The following is a 22,552-nucleotide window of genomic DNA, read 5'->3' as shown; positions in this document are numbered from 1 at the left end:
GGTAATATTAACGGGTTTCATGGCAATGCTTGCACAGCAAGTAATTGGCAGCACCAATGATGGTGACTGCGAACAGTTATGCATGTACACTCCTGCTAGTTATAGTGTTAGATAAAAAAGTGGGTTCGATTGGCAATAGTGGAAGAGTTTTCACTGTTCACTCTACAGTTCCATTTCTCAAAGTAGTGGCCCGCCATTTGATTGAATGTCAGGTGGATATTGTCATAGTGCCGAACTGCGAAGATAGAACACAGCTGGCAGCAGAGATTTTAAAATTGACCAGTCGCGAGGGCATAGCGGAGATTTTGCCATTTTCTAGTGTCGCTACTGGGAGTAATTGTCACCACAAGGGAAGCGATTATGTGGAGGCGATCTTGCTGGGTGTGCAGTTTATTGAGGAGTGGAACCATGCGCATTTCAGCAACTATTCCGTGGATTTGGCACGAGAGCTTTTGTTGGCGCACGATGAGGTTTGTCTAAATTGTGTTGATTATGGAACAATGCGGGCAGCGCTATCAGGAGGGGAGTTTTCTGATAGAGGAAGTGTTGCCTTGGAATTTTTAGCTGGTTTTGAAGACTGGTGCAGGCACAGGAATGTTGACTGGTTTTTTGCGAACTGCCAGGAGAACATTGCGTCATTTGTAGAGAAACTTGAGTCAAGTTCCAAGAAAGTGGCAGTGGTAGGCACTGCCTATAACAGGCTTTTTACAAGATTTCTCAGGCTTTTGATGGGGAAGTTGAAAGATGCACAGGTTATCCTACCGTTTGTGGATTTAAAGCTAGCCCCGAATAAGTGGAAATCTCTTGATAGTAGCCATTGTCAGCACTACTTAATGAAGTTGCTATTCGCGTTAGAAGTTGACAGAGCGGATGTGAGGGTGATCGGTGATTTTCACAGAAACTCTCTGGTAAACTTGCTATTTAATTACGAGCTTGCAGGACCACACTTTGCATCTGGCCTGGGCATTGGATCTCAGAGCAATGTGGAGCTAATAACTTGTGATGCTGAGGGAGACGAGAGCCGTAAAATTGTCGAAATTCTGCAGCTGCATGCCAGTGAGAACGAGTCTGGTGCCCTCGGTGCAGATGTGGTCAAACAAGGTTTACTTGAGTTCCGGTCGGGCAATGGGAGCGCTAAAGGAAAGCTTGCTCTAAATAATGGAATAAGCTGTGAAGGAGCGCTCGACGCACCATGTGTGCTGTTTATCGGCAGTGACTCTCTTGCAAGCAGGGTGCGCTCTGAATTGTTGGTTAGCAATGCAAAACTTCCAACAGGGGACAGTTGCTATATAGCGCACTCGCTAATTGTCTGTGTGCTGGAAGTAATAAGTTCAGGCGGAGAGGCATCAAAACTGCTTGCAGTGCTAAAACATCCTCTGGTCAGTTTGGAGTCTCAGGGAGATAACTACGAAGCCTTCATATCGGAATTTGAGCTGAGCGTGATAAGAGAAAGCGCGGCTTCAGGATTTGAGATGATCTCTAAGGTTGTTGCACTTAACGACGGTGCCTTCGTAAGGTTTTGGCAGGAGGTGATCAGTGTTTTTTCTCCGCTGCTACAGCTAAAAGGTCCCTGTACGTTGGAAAAAATATCGCAGGAACATTTTAATTGTTTGAGCAACTTAATGTGTGGCAAGCGCTGCAGTGAAGGTTTGTTTCGCGATGCTGAGAGAAAAATCTACAATTTCTTCGCTTTGTTAAAGAGCTGTTGTAAGCGGACCGAACTGTTTTACATATCTAATTACAGATCCCTAATAGCTGTGGCTGCGGAGCATTTTTTCCATAACAGGGGAAATGACATAACTTCAGCATTTTTTGCTTCTGGTAGCGTGATTGTGGTGTCCGGATTCAATGAGGGGGAGTTTACAAAACTAACACGCAGTTTTTTGTTAAACGATGAAGTGAGAAGCAGGATAGGGCTACCAACAACTGAGGAGTACTGCGGTTATTTCTCATATATTATGTATGGGATCCTGCACGCAAAGAAAGTTTACATAACCAGGTCCGAAGAGTCATGTGGGCAGGTTAAGGAGGCACCTCTGATGGTTAGGTACCTGGACTTTTTACTGTCACTTTTTAACCATGAGGGCAAAGTTGCTGTGGCTAAAGAGCAACATGAGGAGCACTGCGTCGGTATTACCAAGCACACGGAAGCTGATGTTCCTAACCCGACTTTGGAGATAAGGCAAAGGGTGTTTTCAGCATTGACCGCGGAATCTGTTGATGTGTTACTCAACAACCCGTTTGCGTTTTATGCTCGCTACATTTTGGGAATGCGCTTCGTCCGACGTATAGACGTCAGCAGCGTTGCTAAGAACTTTTCCAGTACAGTGAGGCGTATATTGTCTCAGTACCTCGAGCAGGTGGGGTTGGCTAATGACTACTGTGCTCTTATGGATATAGCAAAGAAGGAGTTTGCTGCTGTTAGTGAACATTATCCCTATGTGCAAGATTTGTGGTGGCCCAGGTTCGAGGAAATGTCAAGGGGGTTTTTTAGGATTGACAGCAGGAGAAAACAAAACGTCGAAAAAATGACTATAGGAGATACTTTTACCTGGAATGTGGGGCAAAATATCAGAGTGACGTCTAAATGTGATAGAGTTGAATACGGGGCTGATAGGTCGGTTACAGTTGTTTGTCACAAGATAGGTACGATTCCATCGCAAATTGACATGCGCTGTGGTCTTGCATCTAGAGGAGTAATAGACTCAATAAGTGTGGCAGAAGAAAGCCCTGATGCCAGTGATATATCTTTTGAGTATTGGAAGATTGCACCAGAAGATGTAGAGGCTATGTCAGTAGAGGGCTTTGCTAGCATGCTAGAGAATGCCCGGGCAGGTATCGGTGGTTTTTTACGAGCCTACTCCGAAGAAATGATACCATTTTACCCACGGGCAGATTTTTCGAGATTTGCGGAATACGAGCTTTTTTCAAGGATTGGAGAACACGAGATAAACCTCACAATGCGTAGATGAGGCAGGTGCAAATGCGCATACTAATTGTTCATATACCGAACGGACGGTGACTTCACACCGATTATGCCTTACTACCCCGGAATTGATGATATGTCCAATACAACTGCCTTCTGCAATGTAATACCTAAGGGAATGGCCCGTTTGATTCTGTTATTGTCACATCCGCACATTGTGTTCGTGCAAAGAAAAATATGTTGCAATTTAGGCGCTTGCGCGTTGTATTATGTAATGTTACTTTTGACATGACAGGGGTAATTCCGTCGTTGCGTTAGGAGCTGTTGTGATACTGAAAACATTTAAAAGGATTTTTGGCTTAAATGAGGTTGCGTTTTCTACACTTCTATGCAACGCGATAGAGCACTATGACTTTATCGTGTATGGGATTTTGAGCAGCACCATCAGCAAGGTGTTTTTCTCTCAAGATGAGTTTCTTGTCTCGGGTGATAGCTACGTCGGTGCCCTTCTCGGTTTTTTGGTGTTTGCGTCAGCGTTTGCCGCTCGGCCTTTTGGGGCTGTACTTTTTGGCTATTGGGGAGATAAAAGAGGCAGAAAAGTCGCGCTGGAGGCCTCTACTTTTTTGCTTGTGGGCTCGGTGCTCGGGATGGCTATGCTGCCAACACCTGAGGTTTGGGGGGTATTTTCAGTTTTGGCACTTCTGCTGTTGCGTATTATGCAGGGTCTTGCGTATGGAGCGGAAATGGGCGGTGTCGTACTTATTTCTGAGAGTGTTGGCAAGGAACAGATACGTGTTGTATGGGTGGCACGCATCATTTTCATGGCGACGGGTATGATATGCGGTGTATTGGTTGTTAAGATATGTGGTGCCATACTGTCCCATGACCAGATGAATTCTTGGGGATGGAGGATCCCATTTTTTGTTGCGTTCCTTGTAAGTTTGCCTGTTCCGAAGCTACGAAAGCTTATAATAGAGAGCGCGGAGTTCACTGAGTACAAGGCAAGGGGACGCAGGGAGAATATTCCCAAGTCTCTGATGAAAAATATTCTTGGTGTTTTACTGATTGCTTCGATGTCGGGATTATCCGCGGGGTTTTTCTATATTTCCGTGGTCTATATGGAGATCAGCAACAAGGCAGGGTTTTTTGAATACGAATTTGCCACGGTTTTGTTGGCTATGACTGCGAGCTCAAACCTTTTGATCAAAGATTTTCAAAATCGGCGCAGGTTATTTGTGGTGGCTCTTTTGTTGATTGCGGTCATCATATTTCCTTTAACTCACTACATTAGTGCAGGGCACGCGGTGGCAAGGATTGCCTGGGGCATAGTTTCAGGCTTGTATTTGGGATGGTATGGTTCATTTGTGACGCTGCTTTTCCCTGTGGGAGCTAGGCAGACCTGTTTTTCAATTGGCTACAATATGGGGTACCTCATAGGTGGTCTAGCTCCTGCTTTGTGCTTGTGGTTTGCCCATACTACAGGCATGGATATAATGCCCCAGCTATATATCGCAGGGTTCGCAACGTTTATAGCCTTGGTTTTTGCATTTGCCGTTCGCGTAGAGGACGGTAGGTACAAATTGTTGTTTTGTCCGGAAATGTAGCTTTGACTATCTTTGGAGGTGAAACATCCTCTAGGTGACAGCGGTGTCTGTTAGACTCATATGCTCTTAATGAATCTTCTGAGTGAAATTTGCAGCAAGCTTTATGAGATAAAGTGCAACTGGTGGCTTGCTTTCGCAGGGCGGTTTCCTGTATGGGTATTCTTGGCAGTGTTAGGCTTAGCATGCCTTAGATCTGCGAAGTTGATGTATCCTTAGTGTCTGCTGAGTCCTTGGCTGGAAATTCAAATGTAGTGAGATATATGGCATTACGGGGACAGAGTGCAGCACTAAAACCGATCTTTGAGGTGCATGCTTAAAAGACGTATTTGCACGGGATATGCTGGTACTGAAAAACGCTTTTTGTGCGTTACTAGAGAGTTTTCCATTTTTGCCAGTGCCTTTAGGGTGTGGGGTTGAGCGTTTGGCAATGAGACTTTGGTAACAACTAAAATTCATGCCAGGAGGGCATTTTGCTTCTGTTAGCTTTCTTTTCTCAATGGTTGACAAAGCCTAATCAAGTTGAGCATTCATAGCGAATGATGGAACACGTTTTTGTACCATGTGCCTTGCGAATGCCATATTGCAATCGAATCTCATGGCTACTTAATAGACAAAATGCTGCTTTTTGCATTAGGCACTTTTACCCTTGTGTGTCACCGCAGAAAGCAAGATATGCTGGCAGAGCCGACCTTGTTGTCAGTACTTGCGGGCGCGCGGCCGTAGCTTTTTTGAGTTCGAAGAACATCACAGTGCTGCAAAACCCCCTGAAGTCAAGGCTGCATGCACTGCCTAATTCAAATGCCATAACGGGAAGACTTTTTCCTTCTGTTTTCTGGGAAAAAAACGCCATTCAGAAGTTGCACAAGGCCCTTTTTTCTGTGCTTTTCCAGCAACCTGCCATGCCACCCGGGCTAGCCCTTGTTGGACAATGCACGACCTCGCAGCGCCGCCTACGAGGATTAAAGTTAAAATGGGATCTCATCCATGTCAGGATCTGCGAAATCCATGTCGCTACATGCTGCTCCGCTATCCCGTGAAAGGGATTCACCACTCCCGCTTCCCATGCTAGGCCCATAATCGCCAGTGGTAGCTCCCTTAGGATCTAGAAGACACAAAGCCGAGTTGAAGCCCTGAAGAACTACCTCTGTAACATAGCGATCATTATTGTTCTGATCAGTCCACTTCCTCGTCCGAAGAGAGCCTTCAAGGTATATTTTGCTCCCCTTGCGGGCACAGGTCTTGACCACTTTTACCAGTCCCTCGCTGAACACCACTATGTTATGCCACTCGGTTTTTTCTGTGCGAGAACCGGAAGACTTGTCCACCCAGCTGTCAGACGTTGCCAGGGAGAAGCTTGCCATCTCCTTTCCATTTTGCATTACTCTTATATCGGGGTCTTTTCCTAGATGCCCTATGAGAATAACCTTATTGACGCCCAACGAAGACATAGCTGAGAACATGTTCCAAGAAACGGCTACAATACTAATCCTCTAACAAATTCAGTTCAAGTTTTTGTTTCTTAATCTAGCTTACGTTTAGTGGTGGTGCGTGCGGAAGACGAGTGACGGCACAAGCGTGAGTTGGTAAACTCGGCAAGCGCTATTCTACGGGAGGAGCGCTGTTTTATTGCTCATGTGCATTACGCATCCTGAAGTGTGGTGGCATCTATGGTGTGATGTGTCAGTATGTTGCTGTGGCATAATTAGGTATGGACGAAGCAATCTAAATATTATAGCATCTCAGCATTCTAACTAGCCGTTCTTACTTTGTGGAGAGTTCCATACTAAAGATAAAGGACCGGACACTTAGCAGCGTTGCCAGGGTTGTGGATGAAGTTACCGACGTTATCCTTTCGTGGGTTGGTAACATAGGGGAGGACCTGTCCAGGAGCCAGGATATAGACAAGCTGCTGAGCAAAATGCGCGAATGTGTGAGCCCTAAGGGGGGCGAGGTCAAAGCCAGACACAACACTATATCCCTTGGTAACCTATACCTGCAGTTATCGGAGGCGGGAAAGTCGAGATTTCTGCGGATGTTGAATGACCAATTTAGTTCCAATAGGGAAGACATAGAGCAGAGCATAAGCGCGTACGTCAACAATACGGATCCTGAGCTAGAAGAAAAGTTGCGCTTTGAGCTGGCAGCTGTTTTGTGTTCGCCTAGGATGGGAATTTTGAAACAGTTTATGTCACTGTCTGAAGGTGTGAGGTTTCTGGTCTCGATGAGGGCAGACGTGATCTCCCTTTCCCGTAGAGGTGAGAATTTTTTTGCCCTGGAGAGGGATTTAAAGGGCTTGCTCTCTTCATTGTTTGATGTTGGCTTGCTTGAGTTGCGCCATATAACGTGGGATTCGCCAGCATCGCTTTTGGAGAAGCTTATTTTGTACGAGGCGGTCCATGCTATTTCCTCATGGGAAGATTTGAGATATAGGTTGGACTCAGATCGCCGGTGCTTCGCGTTTTTTCACTATAAGATGCCTCAGGAGCCGCTGATATTTGTGGAGGTAGCTCTGGTGGAGTCCGTATCCAATAACATTCAGGCTTTGCTTGATGAGAGCGTACCTAAGCGAGATCCTACGTCTGCAAAGGTGGCTATCTTCTACTCAATATCTAATACGCAGGTCGGTTTAAGTGGGATCAATCTGGGTAATTTCCTGATCAAAAGGGTGGTCAGTAGGCTGTCGGGAGAATTTCCTAGTATAAAAACCTATGCCACACTTTCTCCTGTGCCTGGGTTTGTTAAGTGGCTGATGGGTGTGTTGGAGACCGAAGGTAACGGTTTTCTTCGTAGCGTAGGGATATTGTGCTCTGCGGTGGATTTGTCTGAGCAGGTGAATGTGGTGAATGGAGGTGCGGGATATGTTCCAGAGCTGTACCAAGAAATACTGTTGAAGCTATGTGCGCACTATCTCAAAACTATGACTGGGAGCAAGGTAATTGATCCGGTGGCGCATTTCCATTTGAGTAACGGGGCGCTAATAATGCGTATAAACTGGATGGCTGATACCTCGGAGAAGGGACTTGCAGCATCTCTGGGAATTATGGTCAATTACAGTTATGAGTTATCGAAGATTGACGATAATCACGAGTCTTATGTTGTACATGGAAAAGTTATATATTCTAGGGAGGTAGCGTCTCTCTTAAAGAAGGGGTGAGATAAGTGTCTTCTGGAATTATCAAGGGGAACAGTGGCGATTGGGAGATGGTGATAGGTCTGGAGGTCCACGCGCAGGTTGTTTCTAATAGCAAATTGTTTTCAGGTGCGTCAACGGCTGTGTGTGCTGATCCAAACACGCAAGTTGCGCTATTCGATGTTGCGATGCCTGGCGTGTTACCAGTAGTTAATTCATACTGTGTTGAACAAGCCGTGAGGACCGCTCTGGCTCTTTCATGTGATGTTAACCAGCGCTCCGTTTTTGATAGGAAGAACTATTTCTATCCTGATCTTCCATCTGGTTATCAAATCACGCAATTTTACCATCCCATAGCGGCAAAAGGCCGTGTAGTGCTGGAAGAGTCTGCCAATAACAAGGAAATCGGTATAACTCGTATCCATCTTGAGCAGGATGCAGGAAAAAGCATGCATGTCGGCGATAGCACATGTATAGACTTTAACCGAGCGGGGGTTGCTCTCATGGAAATAGTCACGGATCCGGATTTTCGCTCCCCTGATGAAGTTGCAGAGTATCTTAAAAAGCTCCGTCTCATTTTGAGATACGTTGGCACCTGTACTGGGGATATGGAGAACGGCGCCCTGCGGTGTGATGCCAATGTTTCTGTGCGCAGAGTTGGCGCTTGTGATTTTGGTGTACGTTCTGAGATTAAAAATCTAAATTCCATAAAATACGCTACGCAGGCCATCAAGTATGAAGCAAAACGACAGGTAGAAATGCTCGAGCAGGGTATGGAATTGACGCAGAGCACTCTTCTGTTTGACGTGGATACAGGGGAAACCAGGACCATGCGTACTAAAGAAGATGTGGGAGATTATTGTTATTTTCCAGATCCTGATTTGATGCCGCTGGATATTACGTTCGAGTTTATTGAACGGTTGAGGTTATCGCTGCCTGAACTTCCTTCGGCGAAGATGCGTAGATACATTGAGGACTATTCTCTGTCGAGGTATGATGCTGAAGTTCTTGTTTCTGACAGACAAGTTGCTGAGTACTTCGATAAGATCGTAGGGAGTGGCCTCCCTGCGAATGTGGTTGTGTCTTGGGTGACAGGTGAACTTTTTGGGGCACTGAACAAGCATGGACTTGGAATAGGGGAATCCCCTGTAAATGCAGCACAGATGTCTGAGTTACTAAGCCTCATTTTGGATGGAACAATTTCTGGCAAGCTTGCTAAGCAGGTTTTTGCTTCCATGTTTGAGACGGGCAAGTCTGCTGCTGATATTGTTGAGGAACAAGGCCTCAAACAGATTGCTGATGAGAATGTGCTGGCATCTGTAGTGGACGGTATAATAGAAAAAAATGCGGAAAAGGTGCAGGAATACCTGCAAGGTAAAGAGAAGCTGTTTGGCTACTTTGTTGGACAGGTAATGCAGGAAACAAAAGGCAAAGCGAACCCTGAGATTGTTAATACTCTGATCAAAAGCAAGTTGGAGCAGTGCAAGCCACAAACATAGTTTTGCTGCTGTGTGGGGGCTGTGTTTTGCATGTCGAGCTGGATTTTGCTTTTAATAAATTTCCTAAAGTAACTTATGTTTATAGGTGCGCCGCAGGCGGCGAATACGTGTTATGTGCAATAAACTCAAATATTGTAATTTATAGATGGTTTTTCTTAAAAAATGTGAGATTTTCAATGAGTTATGTGATCGAAGTGCAAAGACCGATCATAGGGGCTAGTGGCCATTTTTAATATCTCGTACTATATGTGTGTTAGTAAAATTTTCAATGCTTACTAGGTGCCAAAACTGTGATTGACAACATATTTGTAAGTCAGTAGCATGTCGCTTGACTTGTGGGGGTGTAGCTCAGTTGGTTAGAGCGCAAGCCTGTCACGTTTGAGGTCGCGAGTTCGAGTCTCGTCACTCCCGCGTTGTAGTTTTCTAGTACGAGTTGTTGAGAGTTAGTGGGTAGTTTGTGCGTACCGATATGCTCATGCGTGGTAAGAGAGGTGTCGTTCTAGGGGTTGCCAATAACAGGTCGTTGGCTTGGGGTATATCTAAGTCTCTTAGCGAGGCTGGAGCAGAGCTTGCCATGACTTATTTGTCAGAAACCATTAAGAAAAAGGTGGATCCCCTGGCTGAGTCTATCGGTGTTGATCTTGTGCTTCCCTGTGATGTGTCCTCCGAGGAGTCTGTGGGCGAGATGTTTGGTGTTCTTGCCAAAAAGTGGGGCTCGGTAGATTTCGTTGTGCATGCAGTGGCCTTTTCTGACAAAAATGAACTAAAAGGCCGATATGTGGACACCTCGCTCGAAAACTTCGTTACGTCTATGCATATATCCTGTTACTCCCTAACGTGTGTAGCAAGAAGGGCGGGGGCCCTAATGACCAGTGGGGGTAGCATTTTGACCCTTTCTTATTACGGTGCTGAGAAGGTGATTCCCAACTATAACGTCATGGGGGTCTGTAAAGCCGCTTTGGAAGCAAGTGTAAAATATTTAGCAGTAGATTTAGGGGCTAGCCGGATACGAGTCAATGCACTTTCCGCTGGGCCTGTCAGGACTTTGGCTTCTGCCGGTATAAGTGATTTTCATGCAGTACTTGCGTGGAATAGGCTTAACTCACCGCTTAGGCGCAATACTAGCCTTGAGGATGTTGGAGGTGCAGCCTTGTACTTGTTGAGTGATTTAGGAGGTGGTACCACAGGCGAAGTTTTGCATGTGGACTGCGGATATCATGTGATGGGTAGCAGGGTGGCAGATGTGCCATTTGACGTTTGTTTTGAGAAGGGAGAGTGATAGTGACTTGGAGTCTCTGTTGAGTTTGAGGGATATTAGTTCTTCTATTTTTTGGATGGAGTCTTGCTTTCACTAGATGGGGGGTGTATGTGCGGTGGACTATTTTAGCGGAAATGGTTGCTAAGGCTGGAGTGCGTCCGGTAGGGTTGTCTCCTGCCTGATGTTGGTGTAGATATGGTGTCAAGGCTACGTGTTGCGCCGGTGAGAGGGGTTTGTTTGATTTGGGTTTGTAGTTATGGTGGGTAGTGCCGATGCAGCTGGTTCTCATGCTGGTGTTTTAGAGGAGAGCCGGGGCTACGATGGCTGTAAGTCTTGGAGAAATATCCAGAAAAAGCTGCGAGAGTTTTATGGCGCGGCGGTATATGACAGTTGGCTGAGCTCGTTATCTTATGTTGGGGATGAGAACGGCAAGGTAGTTTTGGTAGTTCCTACCAGGTTTATAAAGGAGTGGATTCTGGTTCATTACATGGATCGGATTCTAAAGTTTTGGCAAGAAGAGAATAGCCTCATCTATTGCGTTGATATCTGTATTGAAAATAGGGACACAGCTGAGAAGTCTTCTGGTAGTAGCGTAATAAAGAGTGCTCCTTTAATCATGGAAAGCGCTGCGGGTCAGCGTGCTGCGGGAACATATGAGCATCTAAGTTCGCCATTGGATCCCCGTTTTACTTTTGATAACTTTGTTGTTGGTAAACCAAATGAATTGGCTTTTGCTGCAGCGCGGCGCGTTGCTGAATCTACAGAGCCGATTTCCGGGAGCAATCCACTATTCTTATATGGAGGCGTGGGGCTTGGAAAGACGCACCTGATGCATGCTATAGCCTGGTATGTTCTTGGTTCTTCGGCGAAACGCAAGATAGCGTATTTATCTGCGGAAAAATTTATGTATCAGTATGTTACTGCTCTGCGTAGCAAGGACATTATGCAATTCAAAGAGCAGTTCCGTTCTGTTGATATACTCATGGTGGACGATGTGCAGTTCATCAGTGGGAAGGACAGCACGCAGGAGGAGTTTTTCCATACTTTCAATGCGCTTATAGATCAAAGTAAGCAGCTGGTGATCTCAGCGGACCGCTCACCCAGTGATTTGGATGGTGTTGAAGATAGAATTAAGTCAAGGCTGGGGTGGGGGCTTGTCGCTGATATTAATGAGACTACTTTTGAATTGCGCTTGGGAATATTGCAACTCAAGGTAGAAAAGATGCGTATAGATGTTCCCAATGAGGTTTTAGAGTTTCTCGCGAAGAACATAAAGTCCAACATTCGCGAGTTGGAAGGGGCGCTGAACAAGGTCGTGGCGCATTCGTCCCTGGTGGGAAGCAGTGTTACCGTGGAGCTTGCTAGTGATATTTTAGCCGATCTTTTGCGTGCTAATCACCGATTGGTTACTATTGATTCAATACAGAAGAAGGTAGCGGAGTTTTTTGGTATAAAACTGGAAGATATGTTTTCTTCGCGTCGTCTTAGGGCACTAGCTAGGCCTCGGCAGATAGCGATGTATTTGAGTAAGCGTTTAACCCAAAAAAGCCTGCCCGATATTGGCAAAAGTTTTGGTGGTCGTGATCATGCAACGGTTATCCACGCAGTGAAGCAGATAGAAAAGTTTATAGATACGGATACGAAGCTTGCTGGTGATATAAACCTTCTCATTCGTATGCTGCGGTAGTTGCGGGATTAGTGTGACTCTAAAGAGACACTTGCCGTTTCTCAATCTGCTGGCATGTTGTGGATGGGATTGAAGTTTCAGTTGGTGCTTCGGTTCTCTGCTTTACTTTGTAGCATGATATGTCTGTTCAGCGTGTGGTGTTGCAGGACGTTTGTTTTGGCTTTTTCTAAGGTGTGATCCCTGTTTTTGTGCTGTTGACACTTAGTAGGTAGTAGGGTAGTGCGAAAACAAGAACTGTCCTACAGGTGGGTGAGGTTTTTGTATTGCTGTGACTGTATAAGTTGCATGTGTAATGGTGCTAAATTGTTAGCATAGAGTTGCGCTGTAGCTCTCATGTTTTTGCACATTGACTGCTCGTACTGTAAGCCGTTAAGTGGTGACTCGTGAGCAGTACACAATCGTGGTACAGTTCCGAAGGCGAATTGCAGTGCGTGGAAGGAATAAGTTGCCCCTGTGCCGGCGCTGAAGATTAGTTCTCAGGTCCATGTGTGTCCTATTGTTGTTTTGGTGATACCCTAAATCATGTTGTAACCTGTGGTTAGAAAAAGCAATTGCTTGCTAGTTGTTGCGATGCTTGGAATAAAACAGTGCCACAGATGATAGCTAGTCTGGCGGTAGTACTTTTTGTGTTGCTACTCTTATGTGTTTATCAAGGGCTTAAACTCGCGTGTTTGTACAGACACTACCCAGCGCGGTGATGCGCTCATGGAAGCATCTTGCGCCAGGCCATGTGGATAAAACTTAGCAGTTTTATGGTTTGTGTTTTTCAAGATCTAACCCTATACACTTTTAGTTGGGCTATAGCAGCCGATATACATCTAAGTTCTTGGGGAGGGGTGGATAAAAATACGCACTACGTACGTATCAGCAAGCAACACCTCCCCGCAACCAATGGGCACAGCAGTAAATCAACTGTGCCCTGTGGCTAAGTATATACTTTTGCAGGATGCTAGAGATAACACGATCTTTAAGCGATGCCTGGTCAGCGGTAACTTGGCTGCGCAGCTGTTGGTTATGCAACGGATTACATTCTACAAGACATGGTGTATTGGTTACGGCATCTACAAGCTTGACCAGTAGTTGGTGCTCTTGGGTCGAAAGCCTTGCCAAGTGTTTCTTGAAATCTGAAAACGCTGATAACTTATACATGTTTGCATAGAGCAAACATGCCCTAGAGTTTGATGTCAAGTTGGCGCTGGCCCAGGCATAAGTTGCGTCAGTTTTCTCTTGGCCAAAAGCACCCACCAAATATAGGCGGAATGACGATCCGTAGTACATACGCCATAGCACCGACATGTTATCCTTTGCTTTTTTTATGTCAGCGTTACTGTCCAAACATAGAGCAATCTCCCGAAGTTGATGATTGCTAGACGTGCGACACAAACTCAGTGTTCTGTCAAGCCACGCGGTGAAATCATTGGTTATTGCAACATCAATCTTTTCGGTTTCAGAATGGCATATTTTTGCTAGTGTTGTCGCATTCAAACCCAAACGTAAACCTAGGTCGATGGGGTGATTCCTCATTATCATACCTCACAATGAATCAATTGATAGGCACAGCCCCGCGTTAGCCCAAACCGCGCACGTGAGCCCTTTCCCACAAGCTGGACACGGACATAAAATTGTATTCTTTTTTACTTACAATACGCAATAGTTAATTTCTTTACGATCAACCGTAGAGGCATGATTACTTAATGTGTATAATAATGAGGTGTTATTCGGGTATGGTGGGTTTTTTAGTATACATGATAGGAATCTACGGAGGAACGTTCGATCCGCCCCATGCGGGGCATATTCATGTTGCGACGACATTGCAGAAGTTTTTGCATCTTCGAGAAGTTTGGTGGGTCGTGACGAAAAGAAATTCCTTAAAGCCAGCCTGTAGTGAAGGATTATTACAAAGAAAAGCGCAGGTAAGGATTCTTCTGTATAATTATGCCAAGATGCGTCTCATTGATGACCTAGAAAGTGCGCGTTCAATAGATGTTGTTCAGCAGTTACATCGGAGGCATCCATCAGAAAAGTTTGTGTTTATCGCAGGGACCGACGTCATTTTAGGACTGCATAAATGGTTCAGGTGGAAAGAATTATGTGTAACGATGCCCATAATATTTTTGGAGCGTCCTGGCTATATCTATAACGTGATACATCGACCGTTTTGCGCGGCAATAGAGCGCATTCCCCACCCAAACCACGAAAGTATTCGAGAAGTTTCATCCGGATGGGGTATAGTGAGGGCAGGTAGAAACTTTATGTCCAGCTCGTCTATCCGTCGGCAGCGGATGTGCAGGAAGAGCCTTAATAATGAATAGTTTGCCTACAGCAGTGTAGTGCCGACTTTTCTCATCACGCCGGTCTTATGAGATGTCATGTCTGGCGTCAAAACTTTGTGCAATCGTAAACATAATGATGTTAAAAATGCCGTACATAGTTTACCTTATCAGGTGAGTTAGAAGGAGTAAGTTGTGAAACTAGGAGTAAACGTAGATCATGTTGCAACGCTGCGAAATCTACGCGGCACAGCGTATCCATGCATCCTTTCAGCAGCACGCACGGCCATGCAGGCAGGTGCTGCATTCATTACAGTGCACCTCCGAGAGGATCGGCGGCACGTACGTGATGCCGACCTTGCGGTTCTCACGCATGACCCAGGCCTTCCAATCAATCTTGAGATGGCGGCAACAGAGGAGATGGCAGGGATAGCGCTGGCATATCGGCCGCCGACAGTATGTCTCGTGCCGGAGAAGCGAAATGAGGTCACGACCGAATCCGGCCTTGACGTTGTCACGCAGTCTGAAGAGCTACAAGCTTACATTGCAAAACTTCATGCCGCCGGTATCCGCGTCACCCTCTTCGTGGAACCGCTAGAAGAGCAGATTGTGAAGGCCGCGGAGCTAAAAGCAGACACGGTGGAGCTGCACGTCGGGGAGTATTGCCGGACGCGCAGTGCCGCAGCGCTCAAGCAAATCACAACCGCGGCAGCGACTGCGACGCGTCGCGGTATAGAATGCCACGCCGGTCATGGCATTGACCAAGAAGCGGCCAAAGCACTCGCAAGCGTTCCCGGAGTGTCCGCGCTCAACGTCGGCCACTTCGTGATATGCGATGCGATTCAGAACGGATTGGCAGAGGCCGTCAGTAAAATGATCAATATCATTCAACAATCACGGTAGAGTGTCACCGTCTAGAACTAAACCGCGCGTTCCCACGCGGGTTATGAAACCGCTAAGCTGGTCGGTAATGTACAAACGCCCAACAAAGAAAGATCACAGCCATGCAAGTCAACTTCGTCTATCGCAACAGCACATCCAACACGCTAGTACAACCCAAAAGAGACACGCACAGTATCTCACAGCCCAATGCATGTCAAGCGTGACGGAAGTAAGCTGAACGTGAGTTTGAAAAACACACACCTCCGGCACATGAACTGCAGCTCCAGTAACCGTACTTAGCAACACGACTACTCAAACACCCGTGGAATGGCAAATGAGTAGGCAAGCTACACACCCCTAACGCGAGCTTAAGCCCAGCAAAAAAGGTAAACACATCTACAAGGAAGGCATCAACTCATCACACAAAAACTCTTGCACACAAGAGACACCCCCAACGGCGCAAACCCTCAGCCTTAAAACAGCAACTACACAAATAAGAAACACACACAACTTAAAATGCCAGGCTCTGCCCACGACAGGTACATGTAAAAATGCCTTTATACATTCACCGTATCTAACAATTTTCTGCTAGATCTGAAACGTACACGTTTTTTGGGTGGAAGAGTTTCCAAATTACCTGTTTTTGGATTATGGTACTTCTTCTCCGCGCACTGGATCACATGCAGAGTACCTACATTGTGAAGACGAATCGAATGGTTTGTTTCCAACGCTGTCTTTATCGCAGCCATCACCACGTCATAAGCGCTACTAGAATCCTTCTTCGTAAAGCCCAGACCTGACATCAAAGCCCTTACTATGATCTCCTTGCTCATAAGTAAAACTCCTAACTCGACATAAGTTAATCGGACCTAGGATATTAGGTTGGTTGGCATAGTCAACTAAATTCGTAGCCATTAGCTAACGTATTATTAAGCACAGATGACTTTTTGCTACAAAATTGCATTTATACGTCGGCGTTAAGAAATAGAAATGCAGTGCTAGCAATGGGTTGTACAGTGGCCGATATACTACTTCCTAAAACTAAAAATGCTGCTTATAATCCCTACTGTACGCAATATGGTACTTTCTCTATGTATGTGAAGTTTCCTTGAAGTTGCGAACACCTCCTGAGCTTTAAAGTATTTATCCAGCATTTCTACTACAAACGTTGCTTCCAGAAGCATTTTGTTGCTTTTTTGCAACTCTAGCATATAGGCAATAGAATCATGCAGTGCCTTTAACGCTATATACTCCATTCTCATAAGGGGAAGGTCGGATTCTAGTAGGTACTCCAAGAAGCTGTTTGTGCATTTTTTTTCAATTAAAGACACAAATCCCTGGTACATGGCTATTTCTTTTTCTATGTCTTCAGTGATCATACCTGGGGTGCCAGGGTATAGGGCAACTGCTTGGTCTGCCATGCTCAAATTCGGAAAGTTGGCACTGACGACTTGCTTTGTTTCTTCAGTGCTGAGTACGGAGCACCTCAGAGGCATGCAGCGGGATCTTAACACCACGGGAACTTTGTGGTGATTATGGCTAATCAGCATTATTAGCGAACTTTTTGGTGGCTCTTCGAGGATTTTTAGCATGGAGTTAACTGCAGGTTCTCCCATATTGTCGATCCCGTCTATTATCGCTACCTTTCGCTGCGAACATATTGTGGTCATGTGCAGGAAGTTCTTAATGTCTCTTACTTTGTCTATCCCTATAGGGGAGCTATCATCTGCCACTATTACGACGTCAGGGTGTGATTCCAGGTGTTTAGAGTGTGTTATGTGACGAGCATAAGCGTGTGACAACTTTGCTTTTCCTATGCCCCTTTTTCCGCATATCAGCCAGGTATTGACGGAGTCGTTTTGCCACAGGGTTTGTTTTTGAGCGTTATGTCCTATCACCGTGTCCATAATCCTTTCAATGTGCAGCACGTATTGCGTCAAAGATTTTCCGATCTGGAAATACCCCGGCTCGAATAACCTTTTTTGTGGTCAGATCAAAAACCGTGGAACAGACCCCGCCAACGGAAGAATCATCATTCCATAACGCGGAGACGTGCTGGCGAATTTCTTCTGGCACATCCACAGCCTTTGCTGCCTCAGCAATTCCGGACATGTTAGCACTCGTAGCCACAAGAGGATAACTAACTGCTTGGAGCACCGCATTAGCTATTTCATGATCCGGTATCCTGATGCCAAGAGTATTCCCGAAGAAACTCCTTGGCAAGTTTTGTGTGTTGCATATTGGAAGCACGAACGTTACGGGGCCTGGAGTCAGCATTTCTAGCACTTTGAGGTTGGCATCATCAAGTTTTGCAAGCTCTGCTACCTGCGTTAAGTCCTTGCAGAGTAGAGATAATGGCTTTGATGTGTCACGCCTTTTTATTTTGCAAAGCTTGAATAACGCCTCTTCGCTGTATGCGCTGCACGCGAGTGCGTACACGGTTTCTGTAGGAAAACACACGATTTCGTTGCGATTTAACGACCCCATGACCTTATCGAGCATGTTTTTACGACTTTTACGAACAGCACCTAATAATTTATACCAACAACGCAGCAATTATGGAACACTTGGAGTTCACTTTATTATAGCAGAACATTCATTGTATAAACCCTATAATATCACGGAATGGTAAAACTATAGTCAGTCTTTTATATTGATAACCCGGACGATAAAAACCGGTTCTATATGGTGTAATGAGACGCAATTTTACGCAATTCACGTCCGATTAGTATGTAACCCGCGTGTATATATAAATTTATCAGGTTATACTTGTGTCTACACAAACGCGTTTTACTTAATTAGAAGTGCTGTCCCATAGCACGCCTGTGAGTTGGTGTTCAATAGTCCAGTAGTGGCAGAATAGAATTGCTGTGTGCTAGTTTGCAAAATTTATAAGAGTAATGCAGAGATATTATTCACCAACGGGTTGATACTGCTACTATTTAGCGTTACGCGGAAGATGTCCTAAAGCTAAAGGCTTGTTGGATTTTAGGGGAAGTGGAGTTTAATGCTCATGAGGTTGCTATGATTGTTCTGGGTCTAAGTGGGGCGGCAGGATCAGGCAAGACTACTGTGGCGGGGCTGTTTCGTAAAGTGTGCAAGGCAGGGGTTTTTGATGCTGATAGGGAAGTGCATAAGATGTACGATAATGACGCTGGCATCATAAGCGCTGTGGAGAAATATTTCCCAGCATCTATTCGTGACGGGAAAGTTTCGCGTAAAAAATTGGCTAAGCACTTCTATGCATACAGTGAAGAGTGGAAAGACTTTCAGCGAATAGTGCACAAAAAGCTGTTATGGAAGCAAAAAAGATCTATACAGGATGCTATGAAAGCGGGGGTACGGTATTTTGTGTTGGATATTCCTCTATTATTGGAAGGGGGGTTTGGGGAAGCTTGTGACGTAGTAGTCCATGTACATGTCAATAAGCGCACTCAGTGGCAAAGGCTGGTAAAGCGCGGACTCACCGAGGAGAACATTAGGTTCATCCTTTCGCTGCAGCTTGATGGAAATAAGAGACACAACTTGGCAGACTTTACCCTTAATACAGGTTACCGGGCTTCCGAGATATCCATGGGTATTCTAGATATACTCAGGTCTCTTCCATCGCGTGGAATGTGGGTATTGTAGAGCATTTTGTGAGCTTCCAGGATAACATTAGGCACTTTCTGAAGGTAGAGTAGGCGTTTTTCTTCTTTTCTCCCCTGAAGTCTTCTCCAATGCTGTGTACCGCTATGTCCACATTGTAGAACACGCGTCAGGGCAGGACTAAACGATAAGTATCCGAAGTGAATTTGTGAGTAAAATATGCAGCTATGAGCTGCTTTGGATTAATAGACGAGGAAGACTAGAAGGATAAAAGGGAAAGAGGACGCTGAGTTTTTCTTTGCTAGCAAAAGGTGGGTTAGCATCTGCTGACCTCAGTGAGACTTGCCATGCAGCGCCATATTCTTAGGCATAGCCAATTTTGATAGTATACAGAGGAGCATGTGATTGGGTTATATCCTAAGAATATTAAAGAAATTTATGTTCATGTATCAAAATACTGTAGTGTTTGCAAGATAGCAATGGTTAGGAGAAGCTGCACTTTGTGAACCGATATCAAGGTTTTTCTGGATATTTATTATCACAACCAAGATCTCTAACATGGCACGCTGCTGAAGTGGTATCGCGGCGCCATACGCAGCGCAATTTCTGGTGTAGGGCTTCGTACATATGTTGCTTTCTTAGTTATGTAGGCTCTTACTCAGTTTCATAGAGCAAAATTTTGGTCCACACATTGAACAAAAATGGGCGCTTTTTCCTCCTTTTCCAGGTAGTGACTCATCGTGTAGGGCTTTTGCTGTTTTAGGGTCCAAGGATAGGTTAAACTGGTCAGTCCACCTGAAGTCAAATCTTGCTTGGCTCAGAGCATTGTCTCTCAGATATGCTGCAGGATTCCCTTTCGCGAGGTCAGCAGCATGGGCGGCAATTTTATATGCCATGACTCCGGCCTTAACGTCCTCGAGATTAGGTAGTCCCAGGTGTTCCTTGGGTGTTACGTAGCAAAGCATCGCAGTGCCATACCAGCCTATCATCGCAGCACCAATAGCACTAGTTATGTGATCATATCCGGGGGCAATGTCTGTAGTTAGAGGTCCTAAAGTGTAAAAAGGTGCTTCCCCGCAAAGTTCCAGCTGCTTGGTGACGTTCTCCTTGATCAAATGCATAGGTACATGTCCAGGGCCTTCCACTATAACTTGGCAGTCGTTATCTCTAGCCACTCTGACTAATTCTCCCAGAGTTTGGAGTTCCAGAAATTGCGCCACATCATTTGCATCGTCTATGGATCCAGGTCTTAAGCCATCCCCTAAAGAGAAAGTAACATCGTAGCTGCGCATGATTTCACAGATCTCTTCGAAGTTCTCATACAAAAAGTTTTCCTTATTATGTGCTAGACACCATTGGGCCATTATGGCTCCACCGCGAGACACAATGCCGGTAGTGCGGTTTTTAGTGTGTTCTAGATGGCCCTTAAGCACGCCTGCATGTATCGTAAAATAGTCCACTCCTTGTTCGGCCTGTTCAATGAGCGTCTCTTTGAACACTTCAAAGCTTAGTTTTTCAACAACACCATTAACTTTGTTCAAGGCTTGATATATGGGAACGGTGCCTATAGGTACTGGGCTGTTGCGTATTATCCATTCTCGTATGTTATGAATGTCACTCCCGGTGGATAGATCCATGACTGTATCAGCTCCATAGGTGACAGCTAGTGCCATTTTTTTCACTTCCTCATCTATACCAGAAAGCACAGCAGAATTTCCGATGTTGGCGTTAATTTTTACCAGAAAGTTCCTGCCTATGATCATTGGCTCAGATTCCGGATGATTTATATTTGCGGGGATAACAGCTCGCCCACTTGCGATCTCGCTTCGTACAAATTCTGGGGTTACTTCAGGAAAGTTGGGGAAAGCATGTTTTGACGTATGTAATGCCTGCTTTCGCAGGGTATTTTCACGCAATGCTACATATTCCATTTCACGAGTTATTACGTTGTTTTTGGCGTAATAAAGTTGCGTTACCGAAGATTTTTCTTCCATCCTCTTGAGAACCCTGTCCAAGGCATACGGATGAGCCGCACATTTGTCATTTTGGTTGTTAATGGGCTTTCGTTTGATAAGGTGTGTGTCATTGCGGTTTGCAATCCACTCTTTTCGCAGCGTTTTGATGCCAAGACGTGAGTTTACCTCAATGTCTTTGTCGGTATACGGCCCGCCCGTGTCATACACTAAAAGGTGTTTCTCTCCGTTATGAATATCTATACGTCGCATGCCAACCCGCATATCGGGTTTATTTTTACATGCCACGTAAACTTTACTAGAAGAGGGATAAATTTCCGAAATATCCACGAAGATCACCAGAAGACTAACCGTGGCGCATTATAGCATTTACTAATATTAATACACAACTTCTAACTTTTTTAGCCGAACTACATGATGTTGTTGGATGTATACAATGCTAATGTAACATCTATAAGTCTTCCTTATAACCATTCGGAGATATACGTTTTTGTTTGTTTTTTCGCAGTAGCACGTAGAATGCTCCCTTGCCACCATGTGCTGGTGTAGCCTGTTTATAGTAGAGTATCAGGTTAACGATCTGATCGCTCTGTAACCAGTGGTGCAAATTGCTTCTCAGTGCGTTTTCTCCTGCACTCTTACTACCCCATCCAGTGATGACCAGTATGCACTTACGTGAACGTTCGTAACTGTCTATGACAAAATCCACCAATAGGTCATATGCCACGTTTGTGCCATAGCCATGCAGATCTATTGTTGCGTCAATCTTATATTTTCCACGGTCTATCCTGGTTTTTGTCCCCCAATCTATACCTGATAGGATGCCACGTTCTTCAGAGCAGAGAAATTGCGGTTTAGTGAGCTTCTCATGGGAACTCCCGTACTGCAAATGCGCAGATGTTGTTTTATGATTTCTTGAAGGATCTAAAGGGGCGTGTACGGATCTACGGCTCTTCTTCGCAAACTCCACTGTACTGAAAGGCTCGGTAGGTACTGAGCAACAGACAACTTTGCCCCGCTGTTTTATTGGGCTCACTGACTTTTTGATATCTTCCCAGCATGAATCACTGTTATTCGTGCTTTTCTCGCCCCCATTACCAGCTTTCATGGCCCCACACACAACTCACAAAGAACCAAATCTGATGAGCAGCCGCCTGACACGAAACCATGCCTAATCAGTTTGAACAAATATCACAGAGACCACACTCCTACTGCCACTATTCGGGTATTCAGGGACCCCCGAGCCGCACCGCAAACAACGCAACGGGCCACCGTGCTACCCTTCTCCGCCGGGGCATCAAAAGCCATCGACGTCACCCTTGCTGCTGAGGAACTTATCTTGATCCAAGAATCCGGAGTAAGAGCTCTTTTCAGCAAAACCCCGCCCTACTTCTGCAGGACCCTGACTCTTATGTGCTCCGCGGTGCCCAAGCGCATTAACACTGCGGCTGTTTGCAAATTCTTCGATGTACTTCTTGCACCTTTGAACTGCCAATCCGAACACTACCGAAAGGTCAAGCTGATCTGACGCCATCTCACGCAATGCGACAACAGTGTTCTTGTCACCTTTGCGCGCTACCAAAGTTGTTGCTCCTGAGCTGAGCTCGTGTGCCCTTTGACTAGCCAAGATAACAAGCTTAAATCTGTTTCCGCGATAGCCGGAAAAGCACCTCTTGTCTTCAGAACTCATCCCATACCAGTGATCATATGCAAACCCTCGGATTGTACCTTGCTA

The 22,552-nt window shown here is 45.4% G+C and carries 17 protein-coding genes and 1 tRNA gene; 10 read left to right on the top strand and 8 right to left on the bottom strand.

Going from position 1 to position 22,552, the window contains the following annotated elements:
• The first annotated feature begins 119 nt into the window (after positions 1–119).
• Together ANPL_RS03095 and ANPL_RS03090 are read left to right on the top strand one after the other, a co-directional pair.
• Complete coding sequence (locus tag ANPL_RS03095; protein ID WP_169193306.1) at positions 120–2,972, top strand: PD-(D/E)XK nuclease family protein; 2,853 nt, start codon at positions 120–122, stop codon at positions 2,970–2,972.
• A gap of 280 nt (positions 2,973–3,252) precedes the next feature.
• A complete protein-coding gene (locus tag ANPL_RS03090) occupies positions 3,253–4,530 on the top strand; it encodes an MFS transporter (protein ID WP_236822790.1) in 1,278 nt (425 codons plus the stop codon).
• Between the two features lie 965 nt (positions 4,531–5,495).
• Here the strand turns inward: ANPL_RS03090 and ssb are convergent.
• On the bottom strand, positions 5,496–5,978 hold the full coding sequence (gene ssb, locus ANPL_RS03085; protein ID WP_169193305.1) for a single-stranded DNA-binding protein: 483 nt from the start codon (positions 5,976–5,978) through the stop codon (positions 5,496–5,498).
• Positions 5,979–6,298: 320 nt separating this feature from the next.
• Here ssb and ANPL_RS03080 point away from each other — a divergent pair, with 320 nt between their 5' ends.
• The 5 genes from ANPL_RS03080 to dnaA all read left to right on the top strand — a co-directional run bounded on the left by ANPL_RS03080 (position 6,299) and on the right by dnaA (position 12,104).
• On the top strand, positions 6,299–7,684 hold the full coding sequence (locus ANPL_RS03080) for a malonyl-CoA decarboxylase (protein WP_169193304.1): 1,386 nt from the start codon (positions 6,299–6,301) through the stop codon (positions 7,682–7,684).
• A 5-nt stretch (positions 7,685–7,689) separates the two neighbouring features.
• Entirely contained in the window at positions 7,690–9,159 is a 1,470-nt protein-coding gene (gene gatB / locus ANPL_RS03075; RefSeq protein ID WP_272899034.1) for an Asp-tRNA(Asn)/Glu-tRNA(Gln) amidotransferase subunit GatB, read from the top strand.
• A gap of 337 nt (positions 9,160–9,496) precedes the next feature.
• Positions 9,497–9,570, top strand: a tRNA-Asp gene (locus ANPL_RS03070).
• A gap of 58 nt (positions 9,571–9,628) precedes the next feature.
• Positions 9,629–10,438 carry an enoyl-ACP reductase FabI gene (locus ANPL_RS03065; RefSeq protein WP_169193638.1) on the top strand — a complete coding sequence of 270 codons (810 nt, stop codon included), beginning with the start codon at positions 9,629–9,631 and terminating at the stop codon, positions 10,436–10,438.
• A gap of 235 nt (positions 10,439–10,673) precedes the next feature.
• A complete protein-coding gene (dnaA, locus tag ANPL_RS03060) occupies positions 10,674–12,104 on the top strand; it encodes a chromosomal replication initiator protein DnaA (RefSeq protein WP_169193303.1) in 1,431 nt (476 codons plus the stop codon).
• Positions 12,105–12,968: 864 nt separating this feature from the next.
• Here the strand turns inward: dnaA and ANPL_RS03055 are convergent.
• Positions 12,969–13,628 carry a hypothetical protein gene (locus ANPL_RS03055; protein ID WP_236822789.1) on the bottom strand — a complete coding sequence of 220 codons (660 nt, stop codon included), beginning with the start codon at positions 13,626–13,628 and terminating at the stop codon, positions 12,969–12,971.
• 200 nt (positions 13,629–13,828) lie between these two features.
• Here ANPL_RS03055 and ANPL_RS03050 point away from each other — a divergent pair, with 200 nt between their 5' ends.
• Positions 13,829–14,416, top strand: coding sequence for a nucleotidyl transferase family protein (locus tag ANPL_RS03050; protein ID WP_169193301.1), 588 nt, complete (start codon positions 13,829–13,831; stop codon positions 14,414–14,416).
• 153 nt (positions 14,417–14,569) lie between these two features.
• Complete coding sequence (locus ANPL_RS03045; protein WP_169193300.1) at positions 14,570–15,277, top strand: pyridoxine 5'-phosphate synthase; 708 nt, start codon at positions 14,570–14,572, stop codon at positions 15,275–15,277.
• Between the two features lie 536 nt (positions 15,278–15,813).
• Here the strand turns inward: ANPL_RS03045 and ANPL_RS03040 are convergent.
• From ANPL_RS03040 to ANPL_RS03030, 3 genes are all read right to left on the bottom strand, one after another.
• On the bottom strand, positions 15,814–16,089 hold the full coding sequence (locus ANPL_RS03040; RefSeq protein WP_169193299.1) for an HU family DNA-binding protein: 276 nt from the start codon (positions 16,087–16,089) through the stop codon (positions 15,814–15,816).
• A 195-nt stretch (positions 16,090–16,284) separates the two neighbouring features.
• A complete protein-coding gene (locus ANPL_RS03035) occupies positions 16,285–17,196 on the bottom strand; it encodes a hypothetical protein (RefSeq protein WP_236822788.1) in 912 nt (303 codons plus the stop codon).
• Positions 17,171–17,812: an L-threonylcarbamoyladenylate synthase gene (locus ANPL_RS03030; RefSeq protein WP_272899033.1), complete on the bottom strand. Its 642-nt coding sequence runs from the start codon at positions 17,810–17,812 to the stop codon at positions 17,171–17,173. The genes ANPL_RS03035 and ANPL_RS03030 overlap by 26 nt, the downstream gene beginning before the upstream one ends.
• 468 nt (positions 17,813–18,280) lie before the next feature.
• Between ANPL_RS03030 and coaE the strand changes: the two genes are divergently transcribed.
• Positions 18,281–18,886, top strand: a complete 606-nt coding sequence (gene coaE / locus ANPL_RS03025; protein WP_169193297.1) for a dephospho-CoA kinase — start codon at positions 18,281–18,283, stop codon at positions 18,884–18,886.
• A 596-nt stretch (positions 18,887–19,482) separates the two neighbouring features.
• Here the strand turns inward: coaE and thiC are convergent.
• From thiC to rpoZ, 3 genes are all read right to left on the bottom strand, one after another.
• A complete protein-coding gene (gene thiC, locus ANPL_RS03020) occupies positions 19,483–21,156 on the bottom strand; it encodes a phosphomethylpyrimidine synthase ThiC (protein ID WP_410518183.1) in 1,674 nt (557 codons plus the stop codon).
• Between the two features lie 112 nt (positions 21,157–21,268).
• The gene (locus ANPL_RS03015; protein WP_169193296.1) at positions 21,269–21,925 is read right to left on the bottom strand and encodes a Smr/MutS family protein; all 657 of its coding nucleotides are present in this window, start codon (positions 21,923–21,925) and stop codon (positions 21,269–21,271) included.
• Between the two features lie 189 nt (positions 21,926–22,114).
• A complete protein-coding gene (gene rpoZ / locus ANPL_RS03010) occupies positions 22,115–22,507 on the bottom strand; it encodes a DNA-directed RNA polymerase subunit omega (protein WP_169193295.1) in 393 nt (130 codons plus the stop codon).
• Positions 22,508–22,552: the final 45 nt, after the last annotated feature.

The sequence above is a fragment of the Anaplasma platys genome (assembly GCF_012790675.1).
In the GTDB taxonomy this organism is placed as follows: Bacteria; Pseudomonadota; Alphaproteobacteria; order Rickettsiales; family Anaplasmataceae; genus Anaplasma; species Anaplasma platys.
This window is presented reverse-complemented; position numbering and strand designations above follow the sequence as displayed.